Source organism: Nocardioides sp. GXQ0305 (genome assembly GCF_050880345.1).
In the GTDB taxonomy this organism is placed as follows: Bacteria; Actinomycetota; Actinomycetes; order Propionibacteriales; family Nocardioidaceae; genus Nocardioides.
The window spans coordinates 12534-25023 of the sequence record NZ_JBNYXG010000009.1; the positions used below are offsets into that span (position 1 = coordinate 12534).

14 protein-coding genes are annotated in these 12490 nt (G+C 71.6%); 10 read left to right on the forward strand and 4 right to left on the reverse strand.

What is annotated here, in order from left to right:
• The first annotated feature begins 85 nt into the window (after window positions 1-85).
• The 3 genes from ACQ1X7_RS18805 to erpA all read left to right on the forward strand — a co-directional run bounded on the left by ACQ1X7_RS18805 (window position 86) and on the right by erpA (window position 2413).
• On the forward strand, window positions 86-763 hold the full coding sequence (locus tag ACQ1X7_RS18805; RefSeq protein ID WP_432479767.1) for a response regulator transcription factor: 678 nt from the start codon (window positions 86-88) through the stop codon (window positions 761-763).
• Window positions 763-1977 (forward strand): sensor histidine kinase, encoded by a 1215-nt coding sequence (locus tag ACQ1X7_RS18810; RefSeq protein WP_432479768.1) that lies wholly within the window; start codon window positions 763-765, stop codon window positions 1975-1977. Before ACQ1X7_RS18805 ends, ACQ1X7_RS18810 begins: the two co-directional genes overlap by 1 nt.
• A 79-nt stretch (window positions 1978-2056) precedes the next feature.
• A complete protein-coding gene (gene erpA, locus ACQ1X7_RS18815) occupies window positions 2057-2413 on the forward strand; it encodes an iron-sulfur cluster insertion protein ErpA (RefSeq protein ID WP_432479769.1) in 357 nt (118 codons plus the stop codon).
• Between the two features lie 165 nt (window positions 2414-2578).
• On the opposite strand, the gene ACQ1X7_RS18820 is transcribed toward erpA, so the two are convergent.
• Complete coding sequence (locus ACQ1X7_RS18820) at window positions 2579-2818, reverse strand: hypothetical protein (protein ID WP_432479770.1); 240 nt, start codon at window positions 2816-2818, stop codon at window positions 2579-2581.
• 120 nt (window positions 2819-2938) lie between these two features.
• Between ACQ1X7_RS18820 and ACQ1X7_RS18825 the strand changes: the two genes are divergently transcribed.
• On the forward strand, window positions 2939-3925 hold the full coding sequence (locus ACQ1X7_RS18825; protein WP_432479771.1) for a carbohydrate kinase family protein: 987 nt from the start codon (window positions 2939-2941) through the stop codon (window positions 3923-3925).
• A gap of 9 nt (window positions 3926-3934) precedes the next feature.
• Here the strand turns inward: ACQ1X7_RS18825 and ACQ1X7_RS18830 are convergent, their stop codons facing one another.
• Window positions 3935-4618, reverse strand: coding sequence for a helix-turn-helix transcriptional regulator (locus ACQ1X7_RS18830; protein WP_432479772.1), 684 nt, complete (start codon window positions 4616-4618; stop codon window positions 3935-3937).
• Between the two features lie 83 nt (window positions 4619-4701).
• On the opposite strand from ACQ1X7_RS18830, the gene folE reads away from it, so the two are divergent.
• Together folE and ACQ1X7_RS18840 are read left to right on the forward strand one after the other, a co-directional pair.
• Complete coding sequence (gene folE, locus ACQ1X7_RS18835; protein WP_432479773.1) at window positions 4702-5310, forward strand: GTP cyclohydrolase I; 609 nt, start codon at window positions 4702-4704, stop codon at window positions 5308-5310.
• 5 nt (window positions 5311-5315) lie between these two features.
• Window positions 5316-6512: an NAD(P)/FAD-dependent oxidoreductase gene (locus tag ACQ1X7_RS18840; RefSeq protein WP_432479774.1), complete on the forward strand. Its 1197-nt coding sequence runs from the start codon at window positions 5316-5318 to the stop codon at window positions 6510-6512.
• Here the strand turns inward: ACQ1X7_RS18840 and ACQ1X7_RS18845 are convergent.
• Together ACQ1X7_RS18845 and ACQ1X7_RS18850 are read right to left on the reverse strand one after the other, a co-directional pair.
• Window positions 6505-6750: a sulfurtransferase TusA family protein gene (locus tag ACQ1X7_RS18845; protein WP_432479775.1), complete on the reverse strand. Its 246-nt coding sequence runs from the start codon at window positions 6748-6750 to the stop codon at window positions 6505-6507. The genes ACQ1X7_RS18840 and ACQ1X7_RS18845 overlap by 8 nt on opposite strands.
• Window positions 6750-7892, reverse strand: coding sequence for a cysteine desulfurase family protein (locus ACQ1X7_RS18850; protein ID WP_432479776.1), 1143 nt, complete (start codon window positions 7890-7892; stop codon window positions 6750-6752). Before ACQ1X7_RS18850 ends, ACQ1X7_RS18845 begins: the two co-directional genes overlap by 1 nt.
• Window positions 7893-7987: 95 nt before the next feature.
• On the opposite strand from ACQ1X7_RS18850, the gene ctaC reads away from it, so the two are divergent.
• From ctaC to ACQ1X7_RS18870, 4 genes are all read left to right on the forward strand, one after another.
• Window positions 7988-8872, forward strand: a complete 885-nt coding sequence (gene ctaC / locus ACQ1X7_RS18855) for an aa3-type cytochrome oxidase subunit II (RefSeq protein WP_432479777.1) — start codon at window positions 7988-7990, stop codon at window positions 8870-8872.
• A complete protein-coding gene (gene ctaD / locus ACQ1X7_RS18860) occupies window positions 8869-10620 on the forward strand; it encodes an aa3-type cytochrome oxidase subunit I (protein ID WP_432479778.1) in 1752 nt (583 codons plus the stop codon). The genes ctaC and ctaD overlap by 4 nt, the downstream gene beginning before the upstream one ends.
• Window positions 10617-11015: a cytochrome c oxidase subunit 4 gene (locus tag ACQ1X7_RS18865; protein WP_432479779.1), complete on the forward strand. Its 399-nt coding sequence runs from the start codon at window positions 10617-10619 to the stop codon at window positions 11013-11015. The genes ctaD and ACQ1X7_RS18865 overlap by 4 nt, the downstream gene beginning before the upstream one ends.
• Before the next feature lie 109 nt (window positions 11016-11124).
• Entirely contained in the window at window positions 11125-12324 is a 1200-nt protein-coding gene (locus ACQ1X7_RS18870) for an Ig-like domain-containing protein (RefSeq protein ID WP_432479780.1), read from the forward strand.
• Window positions 12325-12490 lie beyond the last annotated feature (166 nt).

Consider the following 12490-nt stretch of genomic DNA (forward strand, 5'->3'; position numbering starts at 1 on the left):
CACCCCCGCTGAAGCCACCCTGAACGCACCTCACCTTCAGCCGCGCTTCAGCGCGCGTTCAGCGGGATCGTGCCACCGTGACGTCGTGAGGATCCTGGTGGTCGAGGACGACACCCGGGTCGCGCGCGCCGTCAAGCGCGGTCTCGAGGCCGAGGGGTACGCCGTCGACGTGGCGGCGACGGGGGAGGACGGCCACTGGCTGGCCACTGAGAACGACTACGACGCGCTCGTGCTCGACGTGATGCTCCCCGGGATGGACGGGCTCGAGCTGTGCCGCCGACTGCGCGACGCGGGTGACTGGACGCCGGTCCTGGTGCTGACCGCGCTCGACGACCCGTCCGACGAGGCGCGTGCGCTCGACGGCGGAGCCGACGACTTCCTCGGCAAGCCCTTCTCCTACGTCGTGCTGACCGCCCGGCTGCGGGCGCTGCTGCGCCGAGGTGCCGACGCACGACCCGTCGAGCTCGAGGCGGGCGACCTCCGGATGGACCCGGCGCGGCACCGGGTCTGGCGTGGCGAGACACCGGTGGAGCTCACGCCGCGACAGTTCGCGCTGCTGGAGTTCTTCCTGCGCCGTCCGGGCGAGGTGCTCTCGAAGGCGACGATCCTCGAGCACGTGTGGGACTTCGCGTTCGACGGCTCGCCCAACATCGTGGAGGTCTACGTCCGGCAGCTCCGGCAGCGGATCGACGAGCCCTTCGGCCGCCGGGCCCTGCAGACCGTCCGGCTCGCGGGCTACCGCCTCGACGAGGACGGCGGCTGATGACGCCGGACCCGGTCCGGCTCCGGATCACCGCGGCCGCCGCGGCGACCACGCTCGCGGTGCTGGTGGTCGCCGCGGCAGCCCTGACCCTCGCCTTCGCCCGGTCGCAGGCCGGCGCGGCCGACGACCTGGCCCGCGCACGGGTCGCCGACCTGGCGGCGAGGGCCGAGCAGGGCCGGGTCCCGACGCTGGTCACCGACGTCGGCGACGACGGGTTCGCGCAGGTGGTGGCCGGTGACCGGGTGGAGGGCGCCTCGGCAAGCCTCGGGGCGTCCCCACCGGTCACCGACTGGCGGCCGCCGACCGGCGACACCGCCGTACGCGACCTCGACGACGTCCCGGACGACGACGAGACGGAGGACTACCGGGTCTGGGCGACCACGGTCGCGGGGCCCGACGGACCGGTCACGGTCTACGTCGGCACGGCCCACGAGACCGTGGCCGAGTCGGTACGGCGGCTCGTGGCCAGCCTGGCGGTGGGGCTCCCGCTGCTGATGGTCGTGTCGACGTTGCTCCTGTGGCTGCTCGTCGGCCGGGTGCTGCGTCCCGTCCACCAGAGCCACCGACGGCAGCAGGAGTTCGTCGCGGACGCCGCCCACGAGCTGCAGAGCCCGCTGGCGTCGTACCGCGCGCAGCTCGAGGTGGCCCTCCGCGAGGACCGGCCGGGGGAGTGGGAGCACACCGCCCGTGACCTGCTCGCCGAGAGCGACCGGATGGAGCGGCTGGTCCGCGACCTGCTGTTCCTCGCCCGCGACGAGCACTCGTCGGCCGCACCGGCGACCCTGGTCGACCTCGACGACGTGGTGCTCGAGGAGGTGGCCCGGCTCCGGCCCGGGACCACCGTCCAGGTCGACACCTCGGCGGTGACCGCCGCGCCGGTGCGCGGTCACCGGGGCGACCTCGGGCGCCTGGTCGGCAACCTGCTGGCCAACGCTGCCCGCCACGCGGAGCGCCAGGTCGTGGTCTCCTGCGGTGTCGGCCCCGACGGCGCGGTCGAGCTCGCGGTGGCCGACGACGGCCCCGGGATCGACCCGGGCGACCGGGACCGCGTGTTCGAGCGGTTCTGGCGAGCCGACGCGGCCCGCAGCGACACCGGCAGCACCGGGCTCGGCCTCTCGATCGTGAGGGCGGTCGCCGAGCGTCACGGCGGATCGGTCCGGGCGGCGGACAGGCCCGGGGGCGCCCGGTTCGAGGTCCGGCTGCCCGCTGCGTGAGGCGACTCCGGGAATATCCCCTCGTGTGCGACCATTGGGGGAGTCAGACGGATCCACCCACACTCAGGGAGCCATCACCATGACCGAGCAGGTCGAGACCGAGCGCCGCACCGACCAGATCAACCTGAGCGACGTCGCGGCTGCCAAGGTGAAGAGCCTGCTGGAGCAGGAGGGGCGCGACGACCTCCAGCTGCGGATCTCGGTGCAGCCCGGCGGGTGCTCGGGGCTGCGCTACCAGCTGTTCTTCGACGAGCGCACCCTCGACGGCGACGTGACCACCGACTTCGGCGGTGTGACCGTGGTCGTCGACCGGATGAGCGTCCCCTACCTCAACGGCGCGATGATCGACTTCGTCGACAGCATCGAGAAGCAGGGCTTCACCATCGACAACCCCAACGCCACCGGCTCGTGCGCGTGCGGGGACAGCTTCCACTGACGCAGTCAGTGGAAGCTGTCGATGGTGGTTGAGCAGCGACCGCGGCTGAGGCACGAAGCCGCGACGGAGCGTGTCGAAACACCGTGAGGCGACAGCAGACCTGAACCACACAGCAACCAGCCCCCGCCGAGCCGGCGGGGGCTGTGTCGCACCCGGGACCTACACCTAGTCCAGGTGCAGGTGCAGCGCTCCGGCCAGCCGGGCGGCCGCGTCGCTGATCGCGATGTCGCGCTTGCGGACCTCGCGCGGGTAGTCGTCGTAGGTGAGGCCGGGCGCGGGGCGAGCGGCGCCGCGGAGGGCCCGCTCCAGTCGCAGGTTGTCGCCGACCGCGCGGGCGTCGGCCCGCATCTGGGCCGGGGTCTCGAGGTCGTCGTACGACGCCCGGGCGGCGCGCTCGTCGCTCATTTCCGGAAGCCCTGCTCGCGGCAGAACGACGTGAGCTCTCGAACGGGTTGGATCATGTGGCCGACGCTAGGGGCTACCGCGGGGTATCCGAAGCAGTACCCGGAGGTAGTGTTCCGTGGCGTGCCCCTGCTGATCGCCGGCTCCATCGCGACCGACCACCTGATGACCTTCCCGGGCAAGTTCTCCGACTCCCTCGTGGTCGACCAGCTCGACAAGCTGTCGGTCTCGTTCCTGGTCGAGGAGCTCGACGTACGCCGCGGCGGCTGCGCGGCCAACATCTGCTTCGGGCTGGGCAACCTCGGCCTCGAGCCGGTGCTCGTCGGCGCGGTGGGTGAGGACTTCGCCGAGTACCGCTCCTGGCTGCAGCGGCACCGCGTCGACTGCGACTCCGTCCACGTGTCCGACACCCGCCACACCGCCCGCTTCGTCTGCACCACCGACTCCGCCCACGCCCAGATCGCCAGCTTCTACGCCGGCGCCATGAGCGAGGCCCGCGAGATCGAGCTCAAGCCGATCGTCGACCGGGTGGGCGATCCCGACTACGTCCTGATCGGGCCTGACGACCCGGAGGCGATGCTGCGGCACACCGACGAGTGCCGGCAGCGTGGCTACCGGTTCGTCTCCGACCCGAGCCAGCAGTTGGCCTTCGGCGACGGCGACCTGATCCGCCCGCTCATCGACGGCGCGGCGATCCTCTTCTCCAACGAGTACGAGTCGGCGCTGATCACGCAGAAGACGGGGTGGAGCCACGACGAGGTCCTCTCCCGGGTCGACACCTGGGTGGTCACCCTCGGACCCGGCGGCGTACGCGTCGAGCGCAAGGGCGAGGAACCCGTCCACGTCGCGGCCGTGCCCGAGGTCCGCAAGGTCGAGCCGACCGGGGTGGGCGACGCGTTCCGGGCCGGGTTCCTGGCCGCGCTCGACTGGGGCCTGTCGCTCGAGCGGGCGGCGCAGCTCGGCTGCCTGCTGGCCGTCTACGTCGTCGAGCAGGTCGGCACCCAGGAGTACGCCCTGTCGCGGTCGCGCTTCCTGCACCGCTGCGAGGAGGCGTACGGCGCCGCCGCGGCCGCCGACCTCGACCAGCACCTCCGCACGCTGCATCCCTGACCCGACCGCTCAGCGGTCGCGTCGCGCCTTGACGCAGCACAGCCCGGGCTCGGGCTCGAGATGGGCGGTCACGCCGGCGCACCCGGCCCCGTCGGCGACCCCCTGGACGAAGTGCTGGTTCAGCCCGCACACCAGCGCGGTGTGCTCGCGGGCGAGCGCGTCGAACGGGCAGTTGGCCAGCACGACGGTCTCACCGTCGACCCTCGGCTCGAAACCGTGGTCTGCGAGGGCGTCGGCCAGCCTCACGAGGGCGTCGCGACGGCGTCGGGCCCTGCGTCCGACCGCGACGCCGGCCTCGGTGGCGGCACCTTCGACCGCCTCGTCGATCGTCGACCCACCCGCCCGGGCGGTCTCGACACCGCGAGCCAGGATCCCGCCCACCAGGTCGTAGCGACGGTCGGGGAGTGACACCGTCCACTCCTGGTCGGCGCGACGGTAGAGCTTGCTCGGCCGGCCGGCGCCCGGTCCGGTCCGGCCGGTGAGCCGGCGGTACTCCGTGGCGAGCAGCCCGACCTCCACCAGCCGGTCGAGGTGGAAGCTCGCCGTGTGCCGGGGGAGCCCGAGCGCCCGGGCCGCCTCCTCGCGTCCCACCGGCCCGGCCTGCGACGCGACGTACTCGTAGAGGTCGCGACGGGTCGCGTCGGCGAGGGCGCCGACACCGGCGGCCCGCTGGGACAGGTCCACGTCGTGCACCCCACCTTCTAAAACAGAACTCTGTTGACGCAATGGTGGCACAGTCTCTAACGTCCTACCAAGCACGTTTTAGAGGAGGTCCCATGACCACGTCCGACCTCGCGCAGTGGCGGGTCGAGCACCACGACGCCGTCCTCCCGGTCGACCTCGACCGGGCCGAGCGGGCCGCGAGCGACCTGCTGACCGCGCTCGGAGTCGACGTAGGAGCCGAGGCGACGGCGGCCACACCCGGCCGGATGGCGCGGGCCCTCGCCGAGATGCTGACGCCGCTGGACTTCGAGATGACGACGTTCCCCAACGACGAGGCGTACGACGAGCTGGTCCTGGTGCAGGACATCCCCGTCCAGTCTCTCTGCGAGCACCACGTGCTGCCGTTCGTCGGAGTGGCCCACGTCGGCTACCTGCCCGGCGACCGCATCCTCGGGCTGTCCAAGCTGGCGCGCACGGTGGAGCACCACGCCCGGCACACGCAGACCCAGGAGCGGCTGACCCAGCGGATCGCCGACCACCTCGTGCATAGTCTGGCCGCGAAGGGCGTGGGCGTCGTGATCGAGGCCGAGCACACCTGCATGACGCTCCGCGGCGCCCGGGTTCCGGGCTCGCGGACCGTGACGTCGGCCCTGTTCGGCCGGCTCCGCGAGGACCCCGCTACCCGAGCCGAGTTCCTGGCTCTGGCCAGGACAGGGAGGTGACCCGGATGGGCATGGTGATCGTGGGCGGCGGGCTGGCCGGCGCCAAGGCGGCCGAGGAGCTGCGGGAGCGTGGCTACGACGGGCCGGTGACCCTCGTGGGCGCCGAGCCGCACCTGCCGTACGAGCGGCCACCGCTCTCCAAGGAGGCGCTGCTCGGCGACCAGGAGCTCGACGAGGCGACCGTCCACGACGCCGCGTGGTACGCCGACCACGACGTCGACGTACGACTGTCGGACCCGGTGACGGGGATCGACCTCGAGCAGCGGGTGGTCACGACGGGGGCGGGCGACGTGGCCTACGACGAGCTGCTCCTGGCCACCGGCTCCGAGCCACGGCACGTCGCGGCGTTCGACGACAGCGGCGCCCGCATCGCCTACCTGCGCACCCGCGACGACTCCGCGGCGCTGCGCGAGGCCCTCCTGGCGAAGCCGCGGGTGGTGATCGTCGGCGGCGGCTGGATCGGCCTCGAGGTGGCCGCGGCCGCCCGGACCCACGGCGCAGCGGTGACCTTGGTCGAGCCCCAGGCCCAGCCGCTCCTCGGCGTGATGGGCCCGACGGTCGCGGGCATGTTCGCGGACCTCCACCGCGAGCACGACGTCGACCTGCGGCTCGGCGTCTCCGTCGAGTCGATGGAGCCCGACCGGGTGCTGCTCTCCGAGGGCGACCCGGTGCCGGCGGACCTCGTCGTGGTGGCGATCGGCGCTGCACCGCGGGTCGCCCTGGCCGAGGCCGCCGGCCTCGACACCGACAACGGCGTGCTCGTCGACGCCCGGCTGCGCACCTCCGACCCCCACGTCTGGGCAGCGGGAGACATCGCCCACCACGACCACCCCCGGCTCGGGCAGCGAGTCCGGGTCGAGCACTGGGACAACGCGATCGAGCAGGGGAAGGTGGCCGCCCGCAACATGCTGGGCGAGGGCGTCGACTACGACCGGGCGCCGTACTTCTTCACCGACCAGTACGACCTCGGCATGGAGTACGTCGGCCACGCGAGCGGCGACCAGCTCGACAGCCTCGTGGTGCGCGGCGACGTCGCCGGCCGGAAGGCGGTGTTCCTGTGGCACGACGACGGGCGGGTCCTCGCGGGGATGCACGTCAACGAGTGGGACGCCGGCGACCCGCTGCGGGCGCTGGTGGGCCGCCAGCTCGACCGGGGGCGGCTGGAGGACCCGTCGGTCCCGCTCGACGACCTCCTCAGCTGAGCCGCCGCACGAGGTAGCGCGGCGTCCCGTCGGCCGCGACGTCCTCGCCGAGGTGCTCGTGGACGCGCATCCGGCACCACGCCGCCACGTCGACCTGCGCCGCCACGTCGTCGGCGACGACGGCCACGACGCCGCCGACCGGGACCTCGGAGATCCGCCGCCCGAGCTCGACCACCGGCATCGGGCACCGCATCCCGCGGCAGTCCAGCTCGAGGTCGACGTCGACGGGCCCGGTCATCACAGCTGCAGCTCGGCTCGCAGGCGCGCCACGACGCCCGGGAGGACGCCGAGCAGCCGGTCGACGTCGGCCTCCGTCGTGCCGCGGGTCAGCGAGACCCGCACGTTGCCGTGGGTGAGGGTGCCCATCGCGGTCAGCACCGCACTCGGCTCGAGGGTCGTGGCGGCACACGCGGACCCGGAGGCGACGCCGAACCCCTCACGTTCCAGCGCGTGCACGAGCGCCTCGCCGTCGAGGTAGAGGCAGGAGAACGTGACCAGGTGGGGGAGTCGCCGGTCGGGGTCGCCGACCACCTCGACGTCGGGGATGCGGGCGACCTCCTCGCGGATCCGGGCCACCAGGGCGGACTGCCGGCGCGCGGTGTCGTCGCGCTCGGCGACCACCGCCTGCAGCGAGGCCGCCGCCGCCAGGGCCGCGGGGACGTTCTCGAACCCGGCGACCCGCTCGTCGACCCGGTCGTCACCCGGGAACGGGTTGCGCCAGCGGGCGCCCTTGCGGACCAGGAGCACACCGACCCCCGCGGGCCCGCCCCACTTGTGGGCCGACCCGGCCGCGGCGTCCCAGCCCGGGGGGATCGGCAGCCGGCCCATCGAGGCACAGGCGTCGGTGAAGAGGGGGACGTCGTGGGGCAGGTCGAGCTCCGCCAGCGGCTGCACCGTGCCGACCTCGTGGTTGGCCGTCTGCACCGCCACCGCGGACACATCCGCGGTGGCGGCGGCGACCCGCAGGGCGGGTACGTCGACGCGCCCGAGCCGGTCGACCGGAACCTCCCGCGACCCCCCACCCCAGGCCGCCGCGTGCCGGACCGCGGCGTGCTCGACGGCCGGGTGCACCACCCGGCCCGAGCCGGCCCGGTGGCCGCGCACGAGCCCCAGCATGCCCCGGTGCACCGCCTCGGTGCCGGAACCCGTGAAGCTCACCTCGTCGGGCCGGACCCCGAGGTTCTCGGCCACCACGGCGCGCGCGTTGTCCAGCAGCAGCCGGGCCGACCGGCCGGCCCGGTGCAGGCGGCGCGGGTCGGCGTACCCCCGGTCGAGTGCGGACAGGAGTGCGTCCCGTGCGGCGGGGTGCAGCGGCTCCGACGAGGCGGCGTCGAGGTCGACCGCCGGCGGTACCGACGGCGGGTCGGCGGTGGGGCTCACCGGCTCAACTTACTGCCCGACCCTGCGGCTGAACGGACGCCCGATTCCGTTAGGCTGTCCGATGTCCCTGAAGTGCTGAAGAGAGAGGCTCGTTCGTGGGTCACCAACTCCACCGGCGCACGTCCGTGGTGCTGCAGCGTTACGGGCGTCGGGCCGGGCTGGTCGCGACCTCCCTCGGCCTGGTCCTGCTGGCGGGGTGCTCCGCGGAGACGCAGCACGAGTGGCGCAACCTCGCGATGCCGGACCCCGCGACCGAGCAGGCCCACTACATCTTCGAGCTGTGGCGCTGGAGCTGGGTGGCCGCACTGGCCACCGGCGTTGTCGTCTGGGGCCTGATCTTCTGGGTGATCTGGCACTACCGGCGTCGCCACGACGACGAGGTCCCGGTGCAGACGCGCTACAACCTGCCGCTGGAGATCTTCTACACGGTCGCGCCCATCGTGATGGTGATCGTGTTCTTCTACCACACGGTCGAGACCCAGAACGCCGTGCTCGAGGACACCGACCAGGAACGCACCATCGAGGTCGTCGGCCAGCAGTGGAGCTGGACCTTCAACCACCGGCTCGAGGGCGACGAGGGCCCGGTCGTCTACACCTCCGGCGCCGGCGGCAACGTGCCGACCCTGGTGCTGCCGGTGGGGGAGACCATCCAGTTCAACCTGCACAGCCCCGACGTGATCCACGACTTCGGCGTCCCGGCGTTCCTGATGAAGATGGACGTCGTCCCCGGCCGGGTCAACCACTACGAGGTCACTCCCGAGGTGGAGGGCAGCTTCCGCGGCAAGTGCTACGAGCTCTGCGGCACCTACCACTCGCGGATGCTCTTCAACGTCGAGGTCGTGAGCCCCGAGCAGTACGAGTCCTACCTGCAGCAGCTCGAGGCCGAGGGCAACTACGCCGAGGAGCCGCTGCTCGGCGGCGAGTACTCCACCGAGCAGGAGGGCCTGGGCGAGGACGATGACGAAGGAGGGTCCGAGTGACCGCCACCGCCGCGCAGCCCACGATCACGGGTGCGCCCCGCAGGACCCTGGGCCAGCAGCTGGTCCGGATCGTGACCACGACCGACCACAAGCTGATCGGCAAGCTCTACCTCGGTACGTCGTTCGCGTGGTTCCTCATCGCCGGAGTCATGGCGCTGCTGATCCGCTCCGAGCTGGCCTACCCCGGCATGCAGGTCGTCAACGACGAGTTCTACAACCAGCTGTTCACGATGCACGGCACGATCATGCTGCTGCTGTTCGCGACACCGCTGTTCTTCGGGTTCGGCAACGTGATCATGCCGCTCCAGATCGGGTCGCCCGACGTGGCGTTCCCGCGCCTGAACATGCTCAGCTACTGGCTGTTCCTGTTCGGCGGCATCATCGCGGCCTCCGGCTTCCTGACGCCCGCGGGCGCCGCGTCGTTCGGCTGGTTCGCCTACACGCCGTTGTCCGACGCCGTCCGGTCCCCGGGCGTCGGCGGTGACCTATGGGTCATGGGCCTGTGGATGGCCGGTCTCGGCACCATCCTGGGCGCGGTCAACTTCATCACCACGATCATCTGCATGCGCGCCCCCGGCATGACCATGTTCCGGATGCCGATCTTCGTCTGGAACACGCTGGTCACCTCGCTGCTGGTGCTCATCGCGTTCCCGATCCTGGCCGGTGCGCTGCTCTCGCTGGAGGCCGACCGGCTGCTCGGGGCCCACGTGTTCGACCCGTCCCACGGCGGCCCGATCCTCTGGCAGCACCTGTTCTGGTTCTTCGGGCATCCCGAGGTCTACATCATCGCGCTGCCGTTCTTCGGGATCATCACCGAGATCCTCCCGGTGTTCAGCCGCAAGCCGATCTTCGGCTACGTCGGCCTGGTCGGTGCGACCCTCGCGATCGCGATCCTGTCGGTGGCGGTGTGGGCTCACCACATGTTCGTGACCGGCGCCGTCGATCTCCCGTTCTTCTCGGGCATGACGTTCCTGATCGCCGTGCCCACAGGGGTGAAGTTCTTCAACTGGATCGGCACGATGTGGGGCGGGTCGGTGTCCTTCGACACGCCCATGCTGTGGTCCCTGGGCTTCCTCACCACCTTCCTGTTCGGTGGCCTGACCGGCGTCATCCTGGCCAGCCCGCCGTTGGACTTCCACGTCTCCGACTCCTACTTCGTGGTGGCCCACTTCCACTACGTCGTGTTCGGCACCGTGGTGTTCGCGATGTTCGCCGGCTTCTACTTCTGGTGGCCGAAGATGACCGGGCGGATGCTCGACGAGCGGCTCGGCAAGATCCACTTCTGGCTGCTGTTCGTCGGGTTCCACACGACGTTCCTGGTCCAGCACTGGCTGGGCGTCGAGGGCATGCCGCGCCGCTACGCCGACTACCTGCCCGAGGACGGCTTCACCTTCCTCAACCAGGTCTCGACGGTCGGCGCGTTCCTGCTGGCCGCGTCCACGCTGCCGTTCTTCTACAACGTGTTCATCTCGCGCCGCAGCGAGCTGGTCGAGGTCGACGACCCGTGGGGCTGGGGCCGGTCCCTGGAGTGGGCGACCAGCTCGCCGCCGCCGCGCCACAACTTCGAGACCATCCCGCGGATCCGCTCGGAGTCCCCGGCCTTCGACCTCCACCACCCGGAGGTGGCGATCCTCGAGGTCGAGGACAACGCGGCCGAGCGGGAGCAACGGCCCGCCGACCTGCCGGAGACCCACGGCCGCGAGGAGACGCTGCGCGACCGCATCGACGGAGAAGGAGACGCCCGATGAGGGCCGAGGCCTGGATCTTCGCCATGGCCACCGCGTTCTTCGTGGTGGTCAGCCCCGCCTACTGGTGGCTGACCTACGACTGGACCGGTACCTCGGCGCTGGTGATGACCACCCTGCTGGCCGCCATGATGACCCTCTACCTCGGGTTCCACGCCGCCCGCATGGACCCGCGGCCCGAGGACCGCAAGGACGCCGAGATCGCCGACGGCGCGGGTGAGCTGGGCTTCTTCCCGCCGTACTCCTGGTGGCCGCTGTGGTGCGCCCTCACCCTCGCGGTGATGGTGTACGCCGTGGCGCTCGGCCTGTGGTGGCTGTTCATCATCGGCGCGGCGCTCGGCGCCATCGCGCTGTCCGGACTGGTGTTCGAGTACTACCGCGGAGTACACGCCCACTGACCCGGTGGCCCGGCCACCTGCCGGGCCGACACGTCGTCCCGCGATTCGGATCCGCTCCCGACCGCGGTTACATTGGCTGTGTCCCGTTCCATCGAAATCCGGAGCACTGATGACACGGTCCAGGATCGCCGGCGCTGCCGCGCTCGTGCTGACGAGCACGCTGCTGGCCGCCTGCTCGGGCGACGACGCCGCCGCGCCCACCGCCGACGGCGGTACGGTCGCGCCCGCCGCCGACGAGGAGCAGGAGGTCGCCCCGCTGCGGGTCTCGACCAACGTGAAGCGCGCCACCGTCCCGGTCGACCACGAGCTCGAGGTCACCGCCCGCAACGGGTCGCTGACCAAGGTGACCGTCACCTCGGGTGAGGGGAAGCTGGCCGGCAAGCTCGCCCAGGACGGCTCCGCGTGGACCGCGACCGGCCGCCTCGAGCCCGGCCAGCAGTACGTCGTCCGGGCCGTCGGCGAGGACGCCGAGGGCAGCCGGCGGACCGAGACCGACAAGTTCTCCACCGACGACCTGACCCTGGACGAGCAGACCTACCCGTCGGTCGCGCCGCTGGGCGGCGAGACCGTGGGAGTGGGCATGCCGGTCATCGTGACCTTCGACGTGCCGGTGACCGACAAGGCCTCCTTCGAGCGCCACATGACGGTGGACAGCGCGCCCGAGCAGCCGGGCTCCTGGCACTGGATGAGCGACTACGAGGCCCGGTGGCGCCCCAAGGCCTACTGGAAGCCCGGGACCGACGTGAGCGTCGACGTCGACATCAACAGCGTCGACGCCGGCAACGGCATCTACGGCCAGGAGAGCCGCAAGGTCGACTTCACCGTCGGTGACGCCAACATCTACAAGGTCAACATGGACACCCACCAGATGCAGGTGTTCAGCAACGGCTCCCTGCTGCGGACGATCCCGATCACGACCGGCGAGGAGCCGGCGTTCACCACCCGCTCCGGCGTGAAGGTGATCATCGAGAAGTTCGACAGCAAGCGGATGAACTCCGAGACCGTCGGCATCGACCCCAACAGCCCCGACGGCTACAACATCGGGAACGTCCAGTACGCCATGCGGGTCACCTACTCCGGTGAGTTCGTGCACGCGGCTCCGTGGTCGGTCGGATCCCAGGGCTCGGCCAACGTCAGCCACGGCTGCACCGGCATGAGCACCGAGAACGCCGCCTGGCTCTACAACATGACCAAGCGGGGCGACGTGGTCGAGTACACCGGCACCGACCGGTGGATGACCCTCGACAACGGCTACGGCGACTGGAACGCGTCGTACGCTGAGTACCGCAAGGGCTCGGCGCTGAGCTGACGTCGGTGGCAGCTGACGCCGCGGCGCTCTCGAGGCCTACGACACCCACCGGCACCACTGCCCCGCGAACCCCGGCATCACGCGGTCGAGTGGAGTCCCCCTGATCAGGGAATGCGCTCGGGACAGGACACGACGAGGGCCCCGGACCGACTGGTCCGGGGCCCTC

What these genes read in the sequence shown, in the direction of transcription:
- ACQ1X7_RS18810 (WP_432479768.1), top strand. Translation starts at nt 763, where the DNA reads ATGACGCCGGACCCGGTCCGGCTCCGGATCACCGCGGCCGCCGCGGCG.
- erpA (WP_432479769.1), top strand. Translation starts at nt 2,057, where the DNA reads ATGACCGAGCAGGTCGAGACCGAGCGCCGCACCGACCAGATCAACCTG.
- ACQ1X7_RS18820 (WP_432479770.1), bottom strand. Translation starts at nt 2,818, where the DNA reads ATGAGCGACGAGCGCGCCGCCCGGGCGTCGTACGACGACCTCGAGACC.
- folE (WP_432479773.1), top strand. Translation starts at nt 4,702, where the DNA reads ATGACCACGTCCGACCTCGCGCAGTGGCGGGTCGAGCACCACGACGCC.
- ACQ1X7_RS18840 (WP_432479774.1), top strand. Translation starts at nt 5,316, where the DNA reads ATGGGCATGGTGATCGTGGGCGGCGGGCTGGCCGGCGCCAAGGCGGCC.
- ACQ1X7_RS18845 (WP_432479775.1), bottom strand. Translation starts at nt 6,750, where the DNA reads ATGACCGGGCCCGTCGACGTCGACCTCGAGCTGGACTGCCGCGGGATG.
- ACQ1X7_RS18865 (WP_432479779.1), top strand. Translation starts at nt 10,617, where the DNA reads ATGAGGGCCGAGGCCTGGATCTTCGCCATGGCCACCGCGTTCTTCGTG.
- ACQ1X7_RS18870 (WP_432479780.1), top strand. Translation starts at nt 11,125, where the DNA reads ATGACACGGTCCAGGATCGCCGGCGCTGCCGCGCTCGTGCTGACGAGC.